The organism is Tepidimonas aquatica (genome assembly GCF_007556585.1).
GTDB lineage: Bacteria > Pseudomonadota > Gammaproteobacteria > Burkholderiales > Burkholderiaceae_C > Tepidimonas > Tepidimonas aquatica.
Genome location: NZ_VJNA01000025.1, coordinates 16882 through 38783 on the forward strand (window position 1 = coordinate 16882; position 21902 = coordinate 38783).

Genomic DNA, 21902 nt, shown 5'->3' on the forward strand with positions numbered 1-21902 from the left:
GGGGCCCGTTTGCGGCCCAGGTGCCGCCATCAGGCCCCCGCGCGGGGCCTTTTGCATCACCGCCAAGGCTGCCACGATGACGCCACCGACTTCTTCCGACCCGACCCACGACCTGCAAACACGCCGGCTGGCCGACGCCAGCGTCGAGCTGCACCTGTTGTCGGAGGGCGGCTCGCGCCCGCCGCCGGACGCTTACCGGCTGGCGTTTGCCGACCCGGAGTTTTTGCTGCGGCGCGAAACCCGTGGCATCCGCTTCCAGCTCGAGCTGCTCAAGCCCGACCTGGCGATGACCGAACTCGGCATCGAAAACACCATCGTCGTCTTTGGCAGCGCGCGCTTTCGTGAGCCAGCCGAGGCCGAGGCCCTGTGGCAAGCCGCCCAGGCCAGCGGCGACCCCGCGGCGCTGCGCCGTGCCGAGGCGCTGCGGCGCAACGCCCACTACTACGACGCGGCGCGGCGCTTTGCCCAGTTGGTGGCGACCTACAACCAGTCCTGCCCAAAGGAAAACCAGCTCTACATCGTCACCGGCGGCGGCCCCGGCATCATGGAGGCGGCCAACCGCGGCGCGCACGACCTTGGCGCGCCCAGCGTCGGCCTCAACATCCTGCTGCCGCACGAGCAAGAGCCCAACCCCTACATCAGCCCGCAGCTGCGCTTCAAATTCCACTACTTCGCGCTGCGCAAAATGCACTTCATGATGCGCGCCAAGGCGCTGGTGGCCTTCCCCGGCGGCTTTGGCACGCTGGACGAGCTGTTTGAGGTGCTGACGCTGGTGCAGACACGCAAATCGCGCCCGGTGCCGGTGTTTTTGTACGGCAGCAACTATTGGAAGCGGCTGATCAACTTCGACGCCATGGTGGACGAGGGGGTCATTTCGCCGGAAGACCTGACGCTCTTCAGCTACGTCGACAGCCCCGAGGACGCCTGGAACGGCATCCGCGCGTTTTACGACTTGCCCGAGGCCTGCCCGGTTGACCCGGGTGTGTGAGGGCGACGCTCGGGCACCGCGTCGCGCGGCACCGGCGCGCCCGAGGGCAGGCGCATGTGCAGTGCCGCCTGCGCCATCAGGCTGGCCGACACCGGTGCCGTGACAAACACAAACAGCGTGATCAGCAGCTCGGCCAGACTGGGCCGGCCGTGCGCCAGCGACACCACGATCGAGGCCAGCAGCACCCCGCCCACCCCCAGCGTGGACGCCTTGGTCGGCGCGTGCAGCCGCATGTACACGTCGGGAAAGCGCACCAGCCCCACCGCGCCCACCAGCAAAAAGAACGCTGCCAGCAGCACCAGCGCCGCGGCCAGGTATTCCAACGCCACCGTCATCGCCGCGCCCTCCTCATTCCACCACGTCGCCGCGCGCCACGTACCGCGCCAGCGCCACGGTGGACACAAAGCCCAGCATCGCCACGATCAACGCCGCCTCGAACACCAAGGGGCTGTCGTGGCGGATGCCCAACAGCACCACCAACGCCACGAGCCCCATGTACAGCGTGTCCAGCGCCAGGATGCGATCCGGCAGCGACGGCCCGCGCAACAGCCGCCAGCCGCACAGCAGCACCGCCATCCCCACCGCCAACGCGCCGATGTCCAGCGCCCACATCAACACCTCGCTCATCATGCGCTCCTGTCATCCAGCGGCTGGCCGGTGTTGCCGTCGCCGACGCGAAATACGCGCAGCAACGGCGCCTCGTACCGCACCTTGATGTCGGCCACCAACGCCGCCGGGTCGTCGGTGTTGAGGACGTGCACCAGCAAGCGGCGTTGCTCCTCGTCCACCACCGCCGACACCGTACCGGGCGTCATCGTGATGATGCTGGCCAGCAGTGCGTTGACGCGCGCGTGGTCGCTGGCCAGCGGCACGTACACCCACGCCGGCTGCACGCGCTGCAGTGGCCCCAGCGTCAGGCGCGCCACCGTCACGTTGGCCACCACGATGTCCCACAGCACCACCAGGGTCAAGCGCAGCGCGGCGCCCCAGTCCACGCGGCCGGCGGCGTCGAGCCAGGGCCGCAACAGGTAAGGTACACCCCAGCCCAGCAGCAGCGCCCACAGCAGGTGCGCGGGCGCCACGCTGCGGTTCAGCAACACCCAGCTCGCCGCCAGCAGCAGCGACAGCACGGGGTGGGGCCACGCACGGCGGTGCGCACGTGGCGCAGGTGCAACGGTGGTGGGGTTCATCGTGGTTCCTCCAGCGGCGGCGCAGGCGGCGTCAGGCGGCCATCGTAGGGGCGCGTGGTCTCGCCCCCACCGTCACCGGCGACGCCCAAAACCGCCTGCAGGTAGCCCGCGCGGTCGGCCAGTTGCCGCGCCGTGGCGTCGGTGTAGGCTTTGATCGGCCCAGCCGCCACCGCCACCAGCACCGTCAAGCCGATCAAGCCCCACGGCGCCGCCAGCAGCCAGCCGCTGCCCCCCGCGGAGGGCGCGGGCTCGGCAGGCTGCACATGCCAAAACATCACCACGCCGGCGCGCACCAGCGCCAGCAGCGTCAGCAGCCCCGCACCCAGCACCACGGCCCACACCCCTACCTGGGCCGGCTGGCCCAGCGCGCTTTGCAACAGCATCACCTTGCCCACGAAACCGGGTAGCGGTGGCAGACCGGCCGCCGACGCCGCCGCCAGCAGCATCAGCATCCCCAGCGCCACCGGCTCGCGCACCGCCGCCGCGGGCTGCAGCCGGTCGGCCATCGCGCCGCGCTGCGCCGCCACCAGCTCGACGAACAAAAACAGCGCCGCCACCACCAGCGTGCTGGCCACCATGTAGTACAGCGCCGCCGACAGCGCCTGCGGCGTGCCCAGCGCCACGCCGATGGCGATCGTGCCGACCGACGCCACCGTCAGGTACCCAACCATGCGCCCCATGCCGTGCGCCGCCAGCGCCCCCAACACCGCCACGACGCTGGTCAGCAACGCCGCCGCCAGCAGCCACGGCCACACGGTGGGCATGACGTCGGCCAACACCGCACCGTGCACCCGCACCACGGCGTACACGCCCACCTTGGTCATGATGGCAAACAGCGCCGCCACCGGTGCGCTGGCCGCCGCGTAGACCCCTGGCAGCCACGCGTACAGCGGCACCAGCGCGGCCTTGAGGCCGAACACCACCAGCAGCAGCAACGCCGCCGCCTGCACCAGCCGCGCGTCGCTGCCCGAGAGCGCCGCCACCCGGCGCGCCACATCGGCCATGTTGAGCGTGCCGGTCACCCCGTAGACAATGGCCAGCGCGATCAGGAACAGTGCCGACGCCGTCAGGTTCAGCACCACGTAGTGCACGCCCATGCGCAGCCGCTCGCGGCCCTGCCCATGCAGCAACAGCACGTACGAGGCGATCAGCAGCACCTCGAAAAACACAAACAGGTTGAACAGGTCGCCGGTGACGAACGCCCCGCCCAAGCCCATCAGCTGGAAGTGAAAGATCGCATGGAAATGCCGGCCGCGCGTATCCCAGCCGCCGCAGGCGTACCACAGCACCGGCAGCGCCACCAAATGGGTCAGCAGCACCATCAGCGCCGCGAGGCGGTCCAGCACCAGCACGATGCCGAACGGCGCCGGCCATTCGCCCAACGCGTACACTGCCCACCCACCGGTGTCGGCGCGCGCCACCAACGCCGCCGCGTGCAGCAGCCCCAACGCCACCGACCCCACGCTGAGCGCACGCCGCCAGGCGCGCCTACCACTGGCGTGCCCGCCGCCTTGGCTCGAGTCACCGTGGTCGCCCCACAGCAACAGCAGCACCGCAGTGCCCAGAGGCCACAGCACCACCAGCACCGGGGCGTGCGTCCACCACCATGCCTGCAACGCGTCCAGCATCAGCGCTCCTCCGTTGCACCGTGGGCGGCCCGGCCAGCGCCGGGCAGACCGGGCTCGCGCCCATCGACATGGTCGCTGCCGTTGTCATGCGCGCTGCGCAGCGCCAGCTCGACGATGAACCCGGTGGTGGCAAAGCCGATCACAATCGCAGTCAGCACCAGCGCCTGCGGCAACGGATCCGCCGCGCGCGTCGCCCCCTCGTGCAGGATCGGCGGCGCGGCGCTCCACAGCCGCCCCATCACGAAGATGAACACGTTGACCGCGTAGCCCAGCAGCGACAAACCCAACACCACCGGGAACGTGCGCCCGCGCAGCAGCAGGTACACGCCGCTGGCCGTCACCAACCCCACGCCGCTGGCCACCAAAGCTTCCATGCTCATCATGATGCGCGTCCCTCCTGCGCGGTGCCCACGGGAGCCGCGCCAGCGCGGCTGGCGTTGCCCAAGGCCGAAATCGTCAGCAGCGTCGCCCCCACGACGGTGCCGTACACCCCAAGGTCGAACAGCGCCGCCGTGGCCAGCGGCACGTCACCCAGCAGCGGCAGGTGCACGTGACCGTGCGCGCTGGTCAGGAACGGCCGTCCCCACACGAACGCGCCCACGCCCGTCAGCCCCGCCACGCCGAGGCCGGCCCCCAGCCAGCGCACGAAGCGCCGTCCGCCGTGCGCGCGCAGCAGGGCCTCGGTGGAGTGCAGGCCGCGTGCCATCGCTTGCAGCACCAGCGCCACCGCCGTGATCAAGCCGGCGATGAAGCCACCCCCCGGCGCGTTGTGCCCGCGCAAAAAGATGTACACCGCCACCACCAGCGCCGCCGGCAGCACCACCGCCGCGGCCACGCGCAACAGCAGCGGCGGCCCGGCGAAGGTCCAGCGTCGCCCCTCGGCATCCACCGGGGGCCGCGCCACGCGCAACCCCTCCATCAAGGCCAGCACCCCCACCGCCGCAATGCCCAGCACGGTGATTTCACCCAACGTGTCGTAGCCACGGAAGTCCACCAGGATCACATTGACGACGTTGGCACCCCCCCCCTTCGGCAGCGACTGCTGCAAAAAGTACCACGCGATCGATGCATGGTCGCGCGTCAGCAGCACCCAGGTGATCCACCCCAAACCGGCGCCCGCCACCAGCGCCAGCGCACCATCGCGCAGCCGGCGCTGCGGCGACGACTCGCGCGGCGTGTACGGCGGCAGCAGCGCCAGCCCCATCAGCAACAGCACGGTCGACACCAGCTCCACCGACAGCTGCGTCAGCGCCAGGTCCGGCGCAGAAAACGCCACGAAGGTCAGCGACGTCACCAACCCCACCACACCGACCAGCACCACCGCCAGCAGCCGCTGGTGGTGTGCGCGCACCAACGCCACGCAGGTGGCCAGCAACAGCAGCCACACCGCCCACGCCAGCGGGTTGGCCGGCCATGGGGTGCGCGCCCCGGCCCCGATGCCCTGCCCCAGCAGCACCGCGCCAGCGGCCACCACCGCCGTACCAACCAACCACGCCACCATGCGCTGCAGCGAGCCGTTGTCCAGCGCCGCCGTCAGGCGCCCCGCCACGCCCATCAGGCCATCGACGGCGCGCTCGAACACCCGTCGCCCCTGCCACGGCCCCAGGCGGTCTTCGATCACGATGCCGTGCAAGCGCCGCCCGCGCTGCAGCCGCGCGTACAGCCACACCCCACCCGCCAGCGCCAGCGCGCTGAGCAACAACGGCAGGTTGAAACCGTGCCAAGGCGTCAGCGTGTACGCTGGCAGCGGCTGACCGACCATCACGGTGGCGGCCGCGTGCACCAGCGGCCCGAACACCACCCCGGGGGCCAGCCCGGCCGCCAGCGCCAGCGCCACCAGCAACGTGGGCGGCAGCCGCATGCCCAGCGGCGGCTCGTGCGGGTGAGGGTTGGGCACGTCGCCCAGCGGCCCATGGAAAAACGCATCGTGCACCAGGCGCAGCGCGTACGCCACGCTGCACGCGCCGGCCAGCGTCGCCACCAGCGGCACCAGCCAGCCGCCGGTGCCCAGCGCTTCGGCCAGGAACATTTCTTTCGACACAAACCCGTTGGTCAGCGGCACGCCGGCCATCGACGCCGCGGCCAACACCGCCAACGTGCCGGTCCACGGCATCAGCGCGAACAGTCCGCCCAGACGACGCAGGTCACGCGAACCGGTCTCGTGGTCGACGATGCCGGCCACCATGAACAGCGGCGCCTTGAACGTGGCGTGGTTGAGCACGTGCAGCACCGCCGCCACGGCCGCCAGCGGCGAGCCCACGCCGACCAAAAACATGATCAACCCCAGGTGGCTGACGGTGGAGTACGCCAGCAACCCTTTGAGGTCGTGCTTGAAGATCGCCACCCACGCGCCCCAGGCGACCGTCAGCAGCCCCACCCCGCCCACCAGCGTTTCGAACACACCGTTGCCCGCCAGCACCGGATGCAGCCGCATCAACAGAAAAATCCCGGCTTTGACCATCGTGGCCGAGTGCAAGTACGCCGACACCGGCGTGGGCGCGGCCATCGCGTCGGGCAGCCAGAAGTGAAACGGCACCTGCGCGCTCTTGGTGAACGCGCCCAGCAGGATCAACAACAGCGCTGGGGTGAACAGCGGGTCGGCCTGAATCTCGGCGCGGCGACCGACCATCTCGCTGATTTCGTACGTACCCGCGATCCAGCCCAACAGCACCATCCCCCCGAGCAGGGCCAGCCCACCGCCTCCGGTGACCGCCAGCGCTTGCCGCGCCCCGGCGCGCGCCTGCGGGTCGTGGCTCCAGTAGCCCACCAGCAGAAACGACGCCAGGCTGGTCAGCTCCCAAAACACCGCCAGCAGCAGCAGGTTGTCGGCCAGCACCACGCCCAGCATCGCCGCCATGAACAGCATCAGCGTGGCGTAAAACTTGCCGGGCGGGTCGTGCGGCCCCAGGTAATACGCGGCGTACAGGACGATCAACGCCCCCATGCCGGCGATCAGGCCTGCCAGCAGCAGCGACAGGCCATCCAGCCTCAGGCTGACACTCAGGCCGACGTCCGGCGCCCACGGCCACGACGCCTGCACCGCCCCACCCTGCAACACGCCGGGCGCCAGGCCCACGACCACCGCCAGCGCGCTCAGCGTCACCGCCAACGCCGCCAGCGCCGACGCACGTCGACCCCCGTGCGCCGCAACCACGGGCAGCACGGCCGCGGCCAGCAGCGGCACTCCAACGATCCACAACAACGGCACGGTGGCAAGCCCTCCTCAAGCGCGGCGCACCGGCCGCGATCGCGTGGTGTGTGTCTGTGCCAGGGCTAGAGTGGTTCGGGCAACAAAAGTTCACCGCCACCTCGAGGCCGTGTCCTCCGCCTCAATGCGGCAGCAGGCGGAAGCACAGCACCGCCACCGCCGTGGGCCCCAGCGCCCCCAAAAACAGCCCCTTGGGCGATATCGCGCCCTCGCGAAACGCGCTTTTCAGGATCGCCGCCCCGGCGGGGTTGGGGGCGTTGGCGATCACCGTCAGGCCGCCACCGCTGACGGCGCCCGTCACCAGCGAATATTTGAAGTCGTCCGACAAGCCGTCGACCAGCGACCCCAGGTAGGTCAGCGCCGCGTTGTCGGTGATGGCCGTCAGCAGCGTGGCGCCGAAGTACACCTGCGTGTCGCTCATCGCCTGCAGCAGCGGCTGCAACCACCACTGCTGCATGCCGCCCAGCACCACCAGGCCGCCAAGGAAAAACGCCACCAGCAGCCCCTCGCGCAGAATCAGCCGGCTTTGGTACTGCGGGTACGCGGTGGCCACCCCCATGAACAGCAGAAACACCGACAAAAACGCCGCCGGGTGGTGCGACAGCAGCACGATCAGGGTCAGAAATACCACGTGCACGGCCACCATGCCGGCCGGCACGCCACGGTACGGCGACTCCACCGCGACGGTCAGCCCGCGCAGGGTGCGGGCGTTGAGCACCGTCAGCACCGCGGCGTTGATGACCACGGCCAGCGCCGCCTTCCAGCCGATGTTGAACAGCATGTACGGCAGGTCAAAGCCCCACTTGGCCGCCACCATCAGCACCGGCGGTGCCGCAAACGGCGTCAGCGTGCCGCCGATGGAAACGTTGACGAACAGCGCCCCCAGCGTCGCGTACTTCAAACGCGACGGCACTTGCGCGAAGATCGGCTCGCGCATCAGCAGCGCGGCCAGCGTCATCGCGGCCGGCTCGGTGATGAACGAGCCCAGCAGCGGCACCACCGACAGCGTGGTGAAATAAAACGCCAACGGCCGCGGCAACGGCAACAGCCGCACCAGCGCGTCGACGGCGGCGGCAGCGGCCTGCAGGATGGGCCGGCTGCCGGCCACCACCATGATGGCAAACACAAACAGCGGCTCGGTGAAGTTGCGGCTGTCCAGGTACTGCAGCGCCGGTGCTGCCCCCACCATCATGGCGGCCAGCACCATGAACAGCATGGCCCACACCCCAAAGACGATTTCCACCTCGCCCAGCAGGTGCCAAACCCCCGCATGCGCCGGGCGGGTGCGCGCCAGATGTTCGAAAAATTTGGTCGAAAACGTGTGCAGCAGCGCCAGCGCAAACAGCGCCGCCGCCAGCCATTGGATTGCGCCGGTGGACATCCCTCACTCCGTCACGGGCCGCCCTGGGCCGCGTTGGGGCCGCATTGTAGGGGGCCGCAGGGCCTGCCCGCCGCAGTGGCGTCACGTGCGCGGCTGGGGCGGCCGGTTGACCGGGGTGAGCACTCGGCCTTCGGTCAGGTAGGCGATCAGGTTGTCCGCCGCCAAGTCGGCCATCGCGCGGCGCGTGCGCAACGTGGCGCTGGCGATGTGCGGCGTCAACACGACGTTGGGCACTTGCAGCAGGCCCGGGTGCACGTGCGGCTCGCCCTCGAACACGTCCAGCCCCGCCGCGGCGATGCGGCGCTGGCGCAACGCCTCGGCCAGCGCCGCGTCGTCCACGATGCCGCCGCGCGCCAGGTTGACCAGCACCGCCGTGGGCTTCATCAGCGCCAGATCCGCCGCGCCGATCGTGTGGTGGTTTTCAGGCGTGTACGGCAGCACCAACATCAGGTGGTCGGCCTCGCGCAGCAGCGTGGCCTTGTCGACGTAGGTGGCGCGGCACGCCTGCTCGGTGGCCGCGTCGAGGCGGCGCCGGTTGTGGTACAGCACCCGCATGCCAAAGCCGTGCGCGCCGCGGCGCGCGATCGCCTGACCGATGCGGCCCATGCCCAGGATGCCCAGCGTCGTGCCGTGCACCTCGGCGCCGGCCATCAGGTCCACCGTCCAGCGCGTCCACTGCCCGGCGCGCAGGAAGCGCTCGGCTTCGGTGACGCGCCGGGCCGCCGCCAGCAGCAGCGCCATGCCAAAGTCCGCCGTCGTTTCGGTCAGCACGTCCGGGGTGTTGGTGCCGACGACGCCGGCGGCGTCCATCGCCGCGACATCGAAATTGTTGTAGCCCACCGTCATGTTGGCGGCGATGCGCAGCCGTGGGCACGCGGTCAGCAGCGCCGCATCGACGCGCTGGGTGCCGGTCAGCAGCACGCCCGTTTTGCCCTGCAAGCGGCGAATCAGCTCCTCCTGGCCCCAGTCCTCGTCGGCGTCGTTGCTGTCGACGTCGAAGTGCTGCCGCAGCCGCGCCAGCGTTTCGGGGAAGATGCGGCGCGCCACCAGCACCGCCGCACGCGCCGTGGGGGTCGGGATGTCCATCGCCTCACCTTCCTGCGTTGGCCGGCTCGTCCACCCAGCGCACGAAGCGCTGCAGCGGCTCGCGCGGCGTCACGAAGCGGTTGACCAGCGCCTGCGGGTCGGCCCAGCCCAGCGCCATGCCGCACACCAGCATCTCGTTCGGCCCGGCCCCGATCAGCGGCAGGATGATGCGGGCGTAGTGGTTCCACGCCGCCTGCGGGCAGGTGTCGAGCCCGTGCGCACGCGCGGCCACCATCAGGTTTTGCAAAAACATCCCGGTGTCCAGCAGCGAGCCGCGCCCCATCACGCTGTCGATCGTGATCATCAGCCCCACCGGCGCGTCGAAGAAGCGGAAGTTGCGCTGGTGCTGCGCGTGCATCTTGTCCTTGTCGCCCTTGCCGATGCCCAACAGCCCATACAGGCCCCAGCCGTTTTCGCGCCGGCGGTCGAGGTACGGGCTGCCCCACTCGCGCGGGTAGTAGTCGTAGGCTTCCTGGTACTCGGCCGCCAGCGCCGGGTTGGCGCGGATGGCGTCGTGCGCCGCGCACACCTGTTCGCACAGCGCGTCGCGCGCACATCCCTGCAGCACGTAGACCTTCCATGGCTGCGTGTTGGAGCCGGACGGCGCGCGCGCGGCCAGCGCCAGCAGCCGCTCGATCAGGTGGCGCGGCACCGGCGTCGGCAAAAACGCCCGCACCGAGCGGCGCGACACGATCGCCGCTTCCACCGCGGCGGGATCGAGCGCGCGCTGCGCCGCCTGCAGCGGATCCAGCTCCAGCGGCGGCAGCTCGTCGGCCACGGACACTGGGGACACAAGGTCAGGTGCGTTCATCGCCAAGACTCCAACAGGGTGTGCAGGCCAGCGGGCAGGGCCGTCACCGGCCGGCGCGTGGCGCGGTCCACGTACACATGCACGAAGTGCCCGTGCGCGGCGGTGCGCTCGGCCCCGTCGGCAAAGATGCCCACCTCGTAGCGCACGCTGGAGCGCCCCAGGTGCGCCACGCGCACGCCCGCCTGCACCGTTTGCGGGAACGCCAGCGGGGCAAAGTAGTGGCACTGGGTGTGCACCACCAGCCCGATGACCTCGCTGCGCTCGGGGTCCAGCACGCCGTGCTCGATCAACGTGGCGTTGACCGCGGTGTCGAACCAACTGTAATAGACGACGTTGTTGACGTGGCCGTAGACATCGTTGTCCATCCAGCGCGTCGTGATCGACCGAAAAACACGGTAGTGCCCGCGCGGCAACGGTTGGGCACGCTCAGCGGCAAGGTGGCTCAAGGGGCGGTCTCCTCAGGCGGCGTGCGGCGATTGTGCCATCGCCTGCCAGCGTCGCCAGTACCCCAGCGCGACAGCCATCGTGCGCTGTTGCACGCACACCGTGGTGTGGATGTCGTGCCCGTAGCCGCCCGCCATCGTCAGCGCCACCGGGATGCGCCGCTGCCACAGCCACTCCAACACCACGCGGTCGCGCGCTTCGACGCCGTCGTCGCTCAGGCGCAACCGGCCCAGGCGGTCGCCCTCGTGCACGTCGGCGCCGGCCAGGTAAATCGCCAGGTCTGGGGCATAGCGCGTCTGCAGCGTCTCCAGCGCGCCGTGCAACGCTTCCAGGTACGCATCGTCACCACAGCCATCGGGCAGCGCCACGTCGAGGTCGCTCGACGCCTTGCGCGCCGGGTAATTGTTGGCACCGTGCAACGACAGCGTGAACACCGTCGGGTCGTTGCGGAAGATCGCCGCCGTGCCGTTGCCCTGGTGCACGTCGAGGTCGATGATCGCCACGCGCAGCGGCCGGGAGCGCGCCGCCGGGCCGCGCCGGCCCCATTCCGCCTGCATCAGCCGGGCCGCCACTGCGGCGTCGTTGAAGACGCAAAAACCACCTCCACGATCGGCGTAGGCGTGGTGGGTGCCACCCGCCACGTTGGCCGCCACCCCCTGGCCCGCCAGCGCCACGCGCGCCGCCTGCACCGTGGCCCCGACCGAACGGCGCGCCCGCTCGGCCAGGTGGGGGCTCCAAGGAAAACCGATCTCGCGTTGCTGGGCGGCGCTGAGCGTGCCGCGCTCGACCGCGTCGATGTAGGCGGCCGTGTGCACCAGCGCCAGCTCCCCCGCGGTGGCCGGCAACGCTTGCTGCAAACGGTACGCCGGATCACGCGCCAGGGCGTCGCGCAGCAGGCGGTATTTGTCCATCGGGAAGCGGTGCCCGGGCGGCAGCGGCAAGACAAACTCGGTGGCGTAAAACACGTGCATGGGCACCAGTGTGCCGCGCCGCCGCCCAGCTTGGGACGCGCGGGGGCTTGCCAAATTCCGCCACCGCCCTATAATTCGGTCCAATGTTGCAGCGCACAAAAACGCCCCTGGAGAGGAAACCATGCTGACCCCCGAACAACTGGCCGCGGCCCACAAGGCCAACCTCGAAATGCTCGTCGGCCTGACGCGCCAAGCGTTCGAGGGAGTGGAAAAGCTCGTCGAGCTCAACCTCGAGGCCACGCGCGCCGCGCTGCGCGACGCCGCCAGCACCACGCAGGCCATGCTCGACGCCAAAGACGCGCAAGAGCTGCTGCAGCGCCAGGCCGCCCTGCTGCAGCCGTTGGCCGAGCGCACGCTGGCCTACAGCCGACAGCTGGCCGACATCGCCGCCCACACCGGCGGCGTGTTCGCCCAAGCGGCGCAAGCCCAGGCGGCCGAGGCCCAACACAAAGCCCAGGCGGTGGTGGACAATGTGGCCCGCAACGCACCCGCCGGCACCGAACCGGCCGTGCAGGCGCTGCGGGCGATGGTCAACGCCGCCACCACGGCGATGGAAACCGTGCAACAGGCCGTCAAGCAGGCCACCGAACTGACCCAACAAAACTGGCAGCGCGCTGCCGAGCAGACCCAGCAGGCTGTGCAGCAAGCCACCAACGCCGTCGGTGGCGGCACGGCCGGCGGCCACGGCGGGCGGCGCGGCGCCTGACAAGTACCGATCGCTTCGAGTTGTCTCCTCGGGTCTCTTCGAGTCCTGAACTTCAGGGACCCTTCACCCCCGGCGCCGCAAGGCTTCGGGGGTGTTTTTTATCCGCACTCAGCGGTTGGCCACCAGCGGCTGACGCAACGCCTGCAGGCGCTCACGCAGCCGCGGCAAGGCCGCCTGCATCGCCGAGCGCCCGGCGGCGATGCTGCGCTCACGCGCGGCAAAGTCGGCGCTGCCAACGCCATCCAGCGCCGGGCGCACCACCACGTCGGCCTGGGCCAGCAGGTGGCGGTTGATCGACTGCCCCATGATCGTGAACGTCTGCAGCAGCACGCGCACCGGGTCGGTCTGGGGCAGGGCCTGCGGCGGGCTCGAAATATCCACCGCGATGACCAGCTCCGCGCCCATCTCGCGCGCTTGCTGCACCGGCACCGGCGCCACCAGCCCGCCGTCGACGTAGGTGCGGCCGCCAATCGGCACCGGCGAAAACACCCCTGGCACGGCGCTGGAGGCGCGCACCGCGGTGCCGGTGTCGCCGCGGCGAAACACCACCCCCTGCCCACTGACCAGGTCGGTGGCCACGATGCCCAGCGGCAGCGCGGCGTGCTCGATCAAGCGCCCCTGCACCATCTGGTTGACGTAGCGCGCCAGCGCCTCGCCGCGCAGCAGCCCGCGGTTGAACAGCGGCACCGTCCAGTCGGCGATCATCGCCTCCTCCATCTGCAACGCCGCCTGCTGCAGCGCCGCGCCGTCCATGCCGTGGGCATACAGCGCCGCCACCAGGCTGCCCGCCGAGGTGCCGACCACCAGATCGGGTCGGATGCCTTCGCGCTGCAACACCTGGATGACGCCGACATGGGCAAACCCGCGTGCGGCCCCGCCACCCAACGCCAGCCCGACGCGCGGCGGGCGTGTCGGCGGCGGGGCAGGTGGTTCGGGCGCTGGCGCCGGGGGCTGGGGCAGCTGCAGGGGCGGCGACGGCGGCGGGGTGGCACAGCCGGCCAGCCACAGCGCCGCGGCGGCCGCCCCCAGGATGCGACGCCGCCCTCGATCGACGAGGCTTGCTTGATCGATAACTTTCATAATAGGAACGATTCTCATTTGTGATATGATGCCATCCAACGACAACCCACCGGCCACGACCACGGGTTATTCCCCCGACCCCTTGTTGTCACCAGGAGACCAACGCATGCTGACCCTGAACACCCGCCGCCGCTTCGTCACCCGTGCCTGCGCCGCGCTGGCCGCCACGGCCGCACTGACGGCGCTAGCCCCCGTCGCACACGCCCAAGACAAGGTGCTGAACCTGTACTCGGCGCGCCATTATCCGAGCGACGACCAGCTCTACGCGCTGTTCACCCAAACCACCGGCATCAAGATCAACCGGGTCGACAGCGATGACGCCGGCATCGTGGCGCGGCTGCGCGCCGAAGGCGCCGCCTCCCCCGCCGACGTGGTGCTGCTGGTGGACGCCGCACGCATGGCGGTGGCCGATGCGCAGGGGTTGTTCCGCCCGATCAAGTCGGCCAAGCTCGACGCCGCCATCCCCGCCCACCTGCGCGCCGCCCCCACGCCGCAGGGCGTGACCTGGACCGGCTTTTCGACCCGCGCGCGCGTCATCGTCTACGACCCGCTACGCGTCAAGGCCGAAGACGTCGCCACCTACGAGCAACTGGCCGCCCCCAAACTGAAGGGGCTGCTGTGCACGCGCAGCGGCTCGCACCCGTACAACCTGTCGCTGTTTGCCACCGTCATCGAACGTCTGGGTGACGACAAGGGTCAGCAGTGGCTCAACGGCCTGGTGGCCAACATGGCCCGCCCCCCGCAAGGCGGTGACACCGACCAGATCCGCGCCGTGGCCAGCGGCGAGTGCGGCGTGGCCATCAGCAACAGCTACTACATGGCGCGCCTGATCGCTTCCGACAAGCCTGAAGACCGTCGCGTCGTCGAGCGCGTGCGCGTGGTGTTCCCCAACCAGGCCACCACCGGCACGCACGTCAACATCGCCGGGGCGGCGGTGGCGCGGCACGCCAAGAACCTCGACGCGGCCATCGCCTTCATGGAGTTTCTGGCCAGCCCGCAGGCGCAAGCCTACTTCGCCAATGGCAACCACGAGTTCCCGGCCGCCAACGGCGTCAAACTGGACAACCCCGCCCTGCGGGCGATGGGCGCCGACCATTTCAAAGCCGACACCATCCCGCTGGCGGTGGTGGCCAAGAACCTGACCAAAGTGCAACAAATGTTGGACCGCGCCGGCTACAAGTGACGCGCGCGCCGCGGCGCCACCGCATCGGCGCCCCCTTCTCCTGGTAGTGTGCACCCCCATGGTGCTTGAGGCGCCCACCGCCCGGTGGGCGTTTTTTTTGCGACTATGATTGACGTTTACGTCAACGTCAACCACCGCCACGCAAGGAGCAGCAGCATGGACATCCAAGGCAAGGTTTTTATCGTCACCGGCGGCGCGTCCGGCCTGGGCGAAGGCACGGCGCGCATGCTGGCGGCCGAAGGCGGCCGTGTCGTCATCGCCGACATGCAAACCGAGCGTGGCGAGGCCGTCGCCCGCGAACTCGGTGCCACCTTCGTGCGCTGCGACGTCAGCCAAGAAGCCGACGCCCAGGCGGTCGTCACCCAGGCGCAGGCGCTGGGCAAGCTCGTCGGCCTGGTCAACTGCGCCGGCATCGCACCCGCCGAAAAAACCGTCGGCAAAAACGGGCCCCACAGCCTGGCGCTGTTCAACAAGGTGATCCAGGTCAACCTGGTGGGCACGTTCAACATGATCCGCTTGTGCGCCGCGGCGATGAGCGCCAACGAGCCCGAGCCCACCGGGGAGCGCGGCGTCATGGTCTCCACCGCCTCGGTGGCGGCGTTCGAAGGCCAAATCGGCCAAGCCGCCTACGCCGCTTCCAAGGGAGGCGTGGTGGGCATGACGCTGCCGATCGCGCGCGACCTGGCCAAGCTCGGCATCCGCAACATGACCATCGCCCCCGGCATTTTCGGCACGCCCATGCTGTTTGGCATGCCCAAGGAGGTGCAAGACGCGCTGGCCGCGATGGTGCCGTTCCCGTCGCGCCTGGGCCGGCCGCAGGACTACGCCAAACTCGTCAAGCACATCATCGAAAACGACATGCTCAACGGCGAAGTCATCCGCCTGGACGGCGCGATCCGCATGCAGCCGCGCTGACCGCCGCACGCGGCATACCATGACGCGCAGGGCGTGGGCGCGCGGTCCCAGGCAGACGCCCCGCGCGCGGCCTCGATGGGCCGGCAGGCGCTGCTTATACTAGCGCCCATCACCCCGCCGACCCACGCTGCTCCCGCGCATGAACCCCACCACCCCGCAGGAAATCGCGCGCGAAGCCGTCAAGCTGTTGGCGGCGCGGCGGCTGCCGCCCACGCCGGAAAACTTCCAGGCGGTGTACCACGAAGTGGCGGGCACCCGCCCGCTGCAACCGTTTCCGCTGGCGCAACTGCGCCAGATTGCCCAGGCGCTGCCGGAGCGCACCCCCGCGCAAGCGCGCTTCAAGGCGCTGTTCAACCGGGCGGTGGCCCGCCATAGCTGGGAAGATTTGGAAAAGGTGCTGGTGCAGCACCTCGGCAGCACGGCCGCGCCGCTGACCGATCCGCCGTCGGCGACCGCGGTACCACGCGCCGCTCCTCCCAGCGGCGAAGCCCCGGCTGGCCCGGCCACCTCGGCCGGCGGGGAGGCGCCGATCCAGCCAGAGATCGCCGAGCAGACCGCGCGCGTAATCGACATCGCCGCGCCGTTGGTGGCCGCCGACGACACGCGCCTGCGCGAGCAGGGCGAAGAGCTCGTGCGCTACCTGCGTCTGCCGCAGCACCACGCCCCCACGCTGCGGCGCATGCTGGCCGATTACGCGTACCGGCTGTCCTTCGGCGTCGAAGAGCAACTTGGGGTGCGCGAAGCGTTGCTGGCGCTGCTGCGCCAGGTGTTCGAGCACATCGACGCCATCAGCCCCGACAACCCCTGGCTGCGCCAGCAGATGCAGGCGCTGGTGCAAGCGGCCTCGCCGCCGCTGTCGCAGCGCCGCTTGGAAGACCTGCAAGCGCGCCTCAAGGACGTCATCGTCAAGCAGGCCGAAGCGCGCGAGCAAACCGTGCGCGCGCAGGAGGTGATGCGTCAGACGCTGGCCACCTTCCTGGAGCGGCTGGCGCAAACCGCGGCGAGCACCGGGCAGTACCACGCCAAATTCGAAGCCTGCGCGCAACAGCTCGAGCGCGCCACCAGCCTGGCCGACATGGCCCCGGTGGTGCAAGAGGCCATCCAGACCGCGCGCGCCTTCGCCGCCGACACCCAGCGCGTGGCCGACGAGCTGACCGACCTGCGCGACCGCGCCCAGCGCGCCGAAGCGGAGGTGCAGCGGCTGCGGCAGGAGCTGGACCAGATGGCCGAGCTGGTCACGCACGACCTGCTCACCGGCGTGCTCAACCGCAAGGGGATGGCCGCCGCCATCGACCGCGAAAGCCGCCGCGCCGAGCGCACCGGCACACGGGTGTGCATCGCGCTGCTGGACGTGGACGACTTCAAGCGCATCAACGACACGCTGGGCCACCTGGCCGGCGACGCCGCCCTCAAACACCTGGCCGACGTGGCGCGCCGCAGCCTGCGGCCGCAAGACACCATCGGGCGCTACGGCGGCGAAGAATTCATCATCGTGCTGCCCGACACCACCCCGGAGGACGCGGCCGACGTGGTGCGCCGCCTGCAGCGCGACCTCAGCGCCCACCTGTTCCTGCAAGGGGAACAGCGTGTGTTGATCACGTTCAGCGCCGGCGTGACGGAGCTGCAGCGCGACGAACCGGTGGAAGCCGCGATCGAGCGCGCCGACGCGGCCATGTACCGCGCCAAGCGCGCCGGCAAAAACCGCGTCATGGTGGGCTGAAGCGATGGACCTGACACGCCGGCACCTGTTGCGCGCAGGCGTCGCGGCGGCCAGCTTCGCCGCCGTGGCGTTGCCGGGGCTGGTCGGCTGCGCCAGCGGCGAACCGGTGGTGGTCGCGCAACGACACCTGCTGGCGCTGCCAGTGGACAGTACTTACCGCCTGGCCCCGTGGCTGGACTTGCCGCGGCACGAGGTGCCCAACGCATTCGCCGGCCTGCTGCTGACGCGCTGGGAGGACCAGCGCGCCTGGCTCGTCGGCCCCCCTCCAGAGCTGATGGTGGCCGCGCGGGCGCTGGCCCGTTTTTTACACGGTGCAGGTTTGCGGGCGCATGGCCACGTCCCCGACGATTTGGTGGACGCGGGCCTGTTGCCGCTGGAGACGCCCACATGACCCGGGCTGGTCAACCCCACACGCTGCGCTGGCTGGCGCGGCTGGCGTTGCTGCTGACGCTGCTGGGTGGCGGTTGGGCCCACGCGCACCACCCGCAAATCCGGCTCGGTATTTTGGTATACCGCCCGCTGGACGTGGAGCACGCCCACTGGCGGCCGGTGCTGCAAGCACTGCAGCGGCACCTGGACGGCATTGAGCTGCAGACCCGGCTGCTGAGCTACGATGCGCTGGGCGCGGCGGTGCGCGCACGCGAGCTCGACGCTGTGGTCACCGACCCGGCCCACTACGTGTTGCTGCAGCACACCGATGATTTGTCCGCGCCTGTGGCCACGCTGGTGCGGCGCCGCCATGGCGTGGAAACAACGGCGTTCGGCGGCGTGGTGGTGGTCCCGGCCGACAGCCCCATGCAACGCTGGCAAGACCTGCGCGGGCGGCGCATCGCCGTCCCCCATGGCGAGTCGCTGGGTGGATTGCAACTGCAACGCTACGAGCTGCGCCGCCGGGGCATTGATGACCGGGCCTGGACGCGGGTGGAAGTGGGGATGCCGCAGGACAACATCCTGCGAGCGGTGCTGGAGGGCCAGGTCGATGCCGGCTTTGTGCGCGACGGCGTGCTGGAAGCTGCGCAGGCTGCGGGCGCGGTGCCCGCAGGGCGGTTGCGCGTGTTGCAGCGGCAAGACCTGCCCGGCTACCCTGTGGCGGTCAGCACCCCCCTGGTGTGGGAGTGGCCCGTGGCCGTGCTGCCCAGCGTGGACGACGACACCCGGCGCGTGCTGACGCTGGCGTTGTTGCACACCGTCCCCGGCGCGGGACAACCCTCGGGCGAAATCGCCGGCTTTGTGCCTCCGCACAGTTACGGCGCCATTGAGGATATGCTGCGCACGCTGCGCGCCCCGCCTTACGGTATGCCGCAACTGACCTGGCGCGAAAACCTTGCCCTCAACGCCTGGCCGCTGGCCGGCTCGGTGGCTGTGTTGCTCGGGTTGGGCTCCGTGTTGCTCGTCATCGTGCATCAGCGCCAGCGCCTGCAGACCGTGCTGCAAGAAAAATCCGCGTTGCTGGACGAGCTGGCCATCACCGCCAAAACGTTCGACAGCGGGCAGGGCGTCGTCATCACCGACGCGCAAGGGCGCATCGTGCGTGTCAACCGCGCCTTCTCCACCATCACCGGCTACGACGAGGCGGAAGCCCAAGGCCGCACGCCCGGCGAGCTGCTGCGCTCCGGCCGCCACGACGCGGCGTTTTACCAAGCGATGTGGCAAGCGTTGACCCAGCACGGCCACTGGGAAGGCGAGATCTGGAACCGCCGCAAAGATGGCAGCGTTTACCCCGAGTGGCTGGCCATCAGCGCCATCTCCAACGCCGTCGGCAAGGTGCAACATTACATTGCCATCTTCAGCGACATCACTTGGCGCAAACAGGCCGAAGCGTAGATCGAGGCGCTGGCGTACTACGACACCCTGACGGGCCTGGCCAACCGCCGTCTGCTGCTGGACCGCATCGACCAAGCCCTGCGGCTGGCGCGCCGCCACCGCCGTTGGGGCGCGGTGCTGTTCATCGATTTGGACTTGTTCAAGGGCATCAACGACACCTACGGCCACGACGCTGGCGACGCCGTGCTGCGCGCCATGGGCGAACGGTTGCGCGCGACGCTGCGCGAACAGGACACCCCCGGCCGTCTGGGCGGCGATGAGTTTTTGGTGCTGCTGCCCGCGGAGCACGCCCAGCGCGACGCCGCCGCGGTGGCCGCCCGGCGCGTGGCCGACAAACTGATGGCGGTGCTGCCGCAGCCGATCGACTGGCAGGGCCACACATTGGCGCTGACGCTCAGCATCGGCATCGCGCTGTACGGTGACGCCGAAGACCCGGAGGTCGACCAAGACGACACTCAGGTTGACTCCGCGCAAGCGCTGCTCAAAGCGGCTGACCTGGCCATGTACAGCGTCAAGCAGGCGGGCCGCAACGGTGTGGCGTTCTTCGACCCGGCCATGGAAGCCGCGGTCCAGCAGCGCCACCAGATGCAACGCGACCTGGCCGCCGCCATCGACGCTGGCGAGCTGCGCCTGTACCTGCAACCCCAGGTGGACCCACAAGGCCGCATCGTCGGCGCCGAAGCGCTGCTGCGCTGGCAGCGCGCCGACGGCACGCTGGTGCCGCCGGGCGCCTTCATCCCACTGGCCGAGGAAACCGGCCTGATCCTGCTGTTGGGCCGCTGGGTGCTGCACGAGGCCGCACGCCTGCTGCAACAATGGCAGGCGGACCCGCGCCTGGCACGCCTGCGCGTGGCCATCAACGTCAGCCCACGCCAGTTCCGCGAGCCCGACTTTGCCCAGCAAGTGCTGGCGGCCGTGCGCAACCACGCGGTGTCGCCCGATCGGCTGGAGCTGGAAATCACCGAATCGGTCTTTCTGGACAACATCGACACCGCGCGCGGCGCGCTGCGCACGCTGGACGACGCCGGCGTGGCGCTGGCGCTGGACGACTTTGGCACCGGTTACTCGTCGCTGGCGTATTTGGCCGAGCTGCCCTTCGACGTCATCAAGATCGACCAGCGCTTCGTGGCGCGGCTGCAAAATCCCACGCGGCAAGACGAGGCGATCGTCGCCACCATCCTGGCGCTGGGCCGACGGCTGCGCATGCAGGTGCTGGCCGAAGGGGTGGAAACCGCCGCGCAGGAAGCCTCCCTGCTCACCCACGGCTGCCACCTGCTGCAGGGCTACCGCTACGGCCGCCCGATGCCGCGCGAGCAGTTCGAAGCCCTGGTGCTCAGCCAGCCTGACGAGGGCTGACGCCACCCGCCGCCCGGGCCCGTGCGCGATGCCGCACAATGGCGGGGTGAGCATCCCGACCGCCTTTTTGCAGGACCTGCTGGCGCGCGCCGACATCGTCGAGGTCGTCGGCCGCCACGTGGCGCTGCGCAAAAGCGGGGCCAACTTCGTCGGCCTGTGCCCGTTCCACACCGAAAAATCGCCTTCGTTCACGGTCAGCCCGGCCAAGCAGTTCTACCACTGCTTTGGCTGCGGCGCGCACGGCAACGCCATCGACTTTTTGATGGCGCACACGGGCGCCGGCTTTCGGGACGCCGTGCACGAGCTGGCTGCGCAACTGGGACTGAGCGTGCCCGACGAGGCGCAAGACCCGGCCACGCGCGCACGCGCCGCCGCCGAGCGTCGCCAGCAGCAAACCCTCAGCGAACGCCTGGCACAGGCCGCGCGCGCGTACCAGGCGCAACTGAAGGCCAGCCCGCGCGCCATCGAGTACCTGAAAGGCCGCGGCCTCACCGGCGTCATCGCCAAGGCCTACGGCCTGGGTTACGCCCCGGCGCAGCGGCGCTTTTTGTCCACCGTCTTTGCCGACTACCAGGACGAAGGGCTGGTGCAGTGTGGGCTGGTGGTGGCCACCGACGAGGGCGACGGCGGCACACGCCGCCACGACCGCTTCCGCGACCGCATCATGTTCCCCATCCGCAACGTCAAGGGCGAGGTGGTCGGCTTTGGCGGGCGCGTGCTCGACGGCGGCGAGCCCAAATACCTCAACTCCCCGGAAACGCCGCTGTTTCACAAGGGCGAGGAACTGTACGGCCTCTTCGAGGCCCGCCAAGCCATCCGCCAAGCCGGCTGCGCGCTGGTGGTGGAAGGCTACATGGACGTGGTGGCGCTGGCCCAGCACGGTATCGGCCACGCCGTGGCCACGCTGGGCACCGCCTGCACACCGCAGCATGTGCGCAAGCTGCTGCGCTTCACCGAGCACGTGGTGTTTGCCTTCGACGGCGACGCCGCTGGCCGGCGCGCCGCGCTGCGTGCGCTGCAGGCGGCGCTGCCGTGGGCCAGCGACACGCGCACCTTCCGCTTTTTGTTTTTACCGCCCGAGCACGACCCCGACAGCTTTGTGCGCACGCTGGGCGCCGACGCGCTGCACGCCGCGCTGCGCGACGCGGTGCCGCTGAGCCGCTTCGTGCTGCAGGCCGCGGCCGACGGCTGCGACCTCGACAGCGCCGAGGGGCGCGCCCGCGCCACCGCCCAGGCCCGCCCGCTGTGGGAGGCTCTGCCCGAAGGGGCGCTGAAGCGCCAACTGCTGCACGAGCTGGCCCAGCTGGCCGCGCTGGACGTGCGCGACCTGCAGCAACTGTGGTCCCCCGTACCGGGCACGGCCGCGCGCACGCGCGGCCGTGCCCGGTACGGGGGACCACAGTTGCTGCAG

The 21902-nt window shown here is 70.1% G+C and carries 21 protein-coding genes; 9 read left to right on the plus strand and 12 right to left on the minus strand.

Going from position 1 to position 21902, the window contains the following annotated elements; all coding sequences use genetic code 11:
• The first annotated feature begins 76 nt into the window (after positions 1-76).
• A complete protein-coding gene (locus tag Taqua_RS09700; protein ID WP_144326477.1) occupies positions 77-988 on the plus strand; it encodes an LOG family protein in 912 nt (303 codons plus the stop codon).
• Here the strand turns inward: Taqua_RS09700 and Taqua_RS09705 are convergent.
• The 11 genes from Taqua_RS09705 to Taqua_RS09755 all read right to left on the minus strand — a co-directional run bounded on the left by Taqua_RS09705 (position 946) and on the right by Taqua_RS09755 (position 11707).
• Positions 946-1323, minus strand: coding sequence for a Na+/H+ antiporter subunit G (locus Taqua_RS09705; RefSeq protein ID WP_144326478.1), 378 nt, complete (start codon positions 1321-1323; stop codon positions 946-948). The genes Taqua_RS09700 and Taqua_RS09705 overlap by 43 nt on opposite strands.
• A 13-nt stretch (positions 1324-1336) precedes the next feature.
• Complete coding sequence (locus Taqua_RS09710; protein WP_144326479.1) at positions 1337-1615, minus strand: K+/H+ antiporter subunit F; 279 nt, start codon at positions 1613-1615, stop codon at positions 1337-1339.
• Complete coding sequence (locus Taqua_RS09715; RefSeq protein WP_144326480.1) at positions 1615-2178, minus strand: Na+/H+ antiporter subunit E; 564 nt, start codon at positions 2176-2178, stop codon at positions 1615-1617. The genes Taqua_RS09710 and Taqua_RS09715 overlap by 1 nt, the downstream gene beginning before the upstream one ends.
• A complete protein-coding gene (locus Taqua_RS09720; protein ID WP_144326481.1) occupies positions 2175-3806 on the minus strand; it encodes a monovalent cation/H+ antiporter subunit D in 1632 nt (543 codons plus the stop codon). The genes Taqua_RS09715 and Taqua_RS09720 overlap by 4 nt, the downstream gene beginning before the upstream one ends.
• Positions 3806-4180 carry a Na+/H+ antiporter subunit C gene (locus tag Taqua_RS09725; protein WP_221933934.1) on the minus strand — a complete coding sequence of 125 codons (375 nt, stop codon included), beginning with the start codon at positions 4178-4180 and terminating at the stop codon, positions 3806-3808. Before Taqua_RS09725 ends, Taqua_RS09720 begins: the two co-directional genes overlap by 1 nt.
• A gap of 5 nt (positions 4181-4185) precedes the next feature.
• Positions 4186-7014 carry a monovalent cation/H+ antiporter subunit A gene (locus Taqua_RS09730; RefSeq protein WP_221933933.1) on the minus strand — a complete coding sequence of 943 codons (2829 nt, stop codon included), beginning with the start codon at positions 7012-7014 and terminating at the stop codon, positions 4186-4188.
• 121 nt (positions 7015-7135) lie between these two features.
• Positions 7136-8395 carry a putative Na+/H+ antiporter gene (locus tag Taqua_RS09735; protein ID WP_144326483.1) on the minus strand — a complete coding sequence of 420 codons (1260 nt, stop codon included), beginning with the start codon at positions 8393-8395 and terminating at the stop codon, positions 7136-7138.
• Positions 8396-8476: 81 nt separating this feature from the next.
• Entirely contained in the window at positions 8477-9481 is a 1005-nt protein-coding gene (locus tag Taqua_RS09740; protein WP_144326484.1) for a 2-hydroxyacid dehydrogenase, read from the minus strand.
• A gap of 4 nt (positions 9482-9485) precedes the next feature.
• Positions 9486-10292: a nitroreductase gene (locus Taqua_RS09745; protein ID WP_144326485.1), complete on the minus strand. Its 807-nt coding sequence runs from the start codon at positions 10290-10292 to the stop codon at positions 9486-9488.
• On the minus strand, positions 10289-10738 hold the full coding sequence (locus Taqua_RS09750) for an acyl-CoA thioesterase (protein ID WP_144326486.1): 450 nt from the start codon (positions 10736-10738) through the stop codon (positions 10289-10291). The genes Taqua_RS09745 and Taqua_RS09750 overlap by 4 nt, the downstream gene beginning before the upstream one ends.
• A gap of 12 nt (positions 10739-10750) precedes the next feature.
• Positions 10751-11707 (minus strand): histone deacetylase family protein, encoded by a 957-nt coding sequence (locus Taqua_RS09755; protein WP_144326487.1) that lies wholly within the window; start codon positions 11705-11707, stop codon positions 10751-10753.
• 121 nt (positions 11708-11828) lie between these two features.
• Between Taqua_RS09755 and Taqua_RS09760 the strand changes: the two genes are divergently transcribed.
• Complete coding sequence (locus tag Taqua_RS09760; RefSeq protein WP_144326488.1) at positions 11829-12413, plus strand: phasin family protein; 585 nt, start codon at positions 11829-11831, stop codon at positions 12411-12413.
• A gap of 108 nt (positions 12414-12521) precedes the next feature.
• Here the strand turns inward: Taqua_RS09760 and Taqua_RS09765 are convergent, their stop codons facing one another.
• Positions 12522-13493: a patatin-like phospholipase family protein gene (locus Taqua_RS09765; protein WP_144326489.1), complete on the minus strand. Its 972-nt coding sequence runs from the start codon at positions 13491-13493 to the stop codon at positions 12522-12524.
• A 106-nt stretch (positions 13494-13599) separates the two neighbouring features.
• Here Taqua_RS09765 and Taqua_RS09770 point away from each other — a divergent pair, with 106 nt between their 5' ends.
• From Taqua_RS09770 to dnaG, 7 genes are all read left to right on the plus strand, one after another.
• Positions 13600-14676, plus strand: a complete 1077-nt coding sequence (locus Taqua_RS09770; protein WP_144326490.1) for an extracellular solute-binding protein — start codon at positions 13600-13602, stop codon at positions 14674-14676.
• 156 nt (positions 14677-14832) lie between these two features.
• Positions 14833-15591, plus strand: a complete 759-nt coding sequence (locus Taqua_RS09775) for a 3-hydroxyacyl-CoA dehydrogenase (RefSeq protein ID WP_144326491.1) — start codon at positions 14833-14835, stop codon at positions 15589-15591.
• Between the two features lie 139 nt (positions 15592-15730).
• Positions 15731-17311: a GGDEF domain-containing protein gene (locus Taqua_RS09780; protein WP_144326492.1), complete on the plus strand. Its 1581-nt coding sequence runs from the start codon at positions 15731-15733 to the stop codon at positions 17309-17311.
• Positions 17312-17315: 4 nt separating this feature from the next.
• Positions 17316-17702 (plus strand): hypothetical protein, encoded by a 387-nt coding sequence (locus Taqua_RS09785; RefSeq protein ID WP_144326493.1) that lies wholly within the window; start codon positions 17316-17318, stop codon positions 17700-17702.
• Positions 17699-19135, plus strand: coding sequence for a PhnD/SsuA/transferrin family substrate-binding protein (locus tag Taqua_RS09790; RefSeq protein WP_144326494.1), 1437 nt, complete (start codon positions 17699-17701; stop codon positions 19133-19135). Before Taqua_RS09785 ends, Taqua_RS09790 begins: the two co-directional genes overlap by 4 nt.
• 9 nt (positions 19136-19144) lie before the next feature.
• Positions 19145-20491 carry a putative bifunctional diguanylate cyclase/phosphodiesterase gene (locus tag Taqua_RS09795; RefSeq protein ID WP_281287780.1) on the plus strand — a complete coding sequence of 449 codons (1347 nt, stop codon included), beginning with the start codon at positions 19145-19147 and terminating at the stop codon, positions 20489-20491.
• Between the two features lie 28 nt (positions 20492-20519).
• Positions 20520-21902: DNA primase (gene dnaG / locus Taqua_RS09800; RefSeq protein ID WP_144326496.1), on the plus strand; the 1383-nt coding region annotated here is incomplete at its 3' end.

Coding starts and splice junctions, on each gene's coding strand:
- Taqua_RS09775 (WP_144326491.1), top strand. CDS start 14,833: ATGGACATCCAAGGCAAGGTTTTTATCGTCACCGGCGGCGCGTCCGGC.
- Taqua_RS09785 (WP_144326493.1), top strand. CDS start 17,316: ATGGACCTGACACGCCGGCACCTGTTGCGCGCAGGCGTCGCGGCGGCC.
- Taqua_RS09705 (WP_144326478.1), bottom strand. CDS start 1,323: ATGACGGTGGCGTTGGAATACCTGGCCGCGGCGCTGGTGCTGCTGGCA.
- Taqua_RS09715 (WP_144326480.1), bottom strand. CDS start 2,178: ATGAACCCCACCACCGTTGCACCTGCGCCACGTGCGCACCGCCGTGCG.
- Taqua_RS09745 (WP_144326485.1), bottom strand. CDS start 10,292: ATGAACGCACCTGACCTTGTGTCCCCAGTGTCCGTGGCCGACGAGCTG.
- Taqua_RS09755 (WP_144326487.1), bottom strand. CDS start 11,707: ATGCACGTGTTTTACGCCACCGAGTTTGTCTTGCCGCTGCCGCCCGGG.
- Taqua_RS09725 (WP_221933934.1), bottom strand. CDS start 4,180: ATGGAAGCTTTGGTGGCCAGCGGCGTGGGGTTGGTGACGGCCAGCGGC.
- Taqua_RS09700 (WP_144326477.1), top strand. CDS start 77: ATGACGCCACCGACTTCTTCCGACCCGACCCACGACCTGCAAACACGC.
- Taqua_RS09710 (WP_144326479.1), bottom strand. CDS start 1,615: ATGAGCGAGGTGTTGATGTGGGCGCTGGACATCGGCGCGTTGGCGGTG.
- Taqua_RS09760 (WP_144326488.1), top strand. CDS start 11,829: ATGCTGACCCCCGAACAACTGGCCGCGGCCCACAAGGCCAACCTCGAA.
- Taqua_RS09720 (WP_144326481.1), bottom strand. CDS start 3,806: ATGCTGGACGCGTTGCAGGCATGGTGGTGGACGCACGCCCCGGTGCTG.
- Taqua_RS09790 (WP_144326494.1), top strand. CDS start 17,699: ATGACCCGGGCTGGTCAACCCCACACGCTGCGCTGGCTGGCGCGGCTG.
- Taqua_RS09740 (WP_144326484.1), bottom strand. CDS start 9,481: ATGGACATCCCGACCCCCACGGCGCGTGCGGCGGTGCTGGTGGCGCGC.
- Taqua_RS09770 (WP_144326490.1), top strand. CDS start 13,600: ATGCTGACCCTGAACACCCGCCGCCGCTTCGTCACCCGTGCCTGCGCC.
- Taqua_RS09735 (WP_144326483.1), bottom strand. CDS start 8,395: ATGTCCACCGGCGCAATCCAATGGCTGGCGGCGGCGCTGTTTGCGCTG.
- Taqua_RS09765 (WP_144326489.1), bottom strand. CDS start 13,493: ATGAAAGTTATCGATCAAGCAAGCCTCGTCGATCGAGGGCGGCGTCGC.
- Taqua_RS09780 (WP_144326492.1), top strand. CDS start 15,731: ATGAACCCCACCACCCCGCAGGAAATCGCGCGCGAAGCCGTCAAGCTG.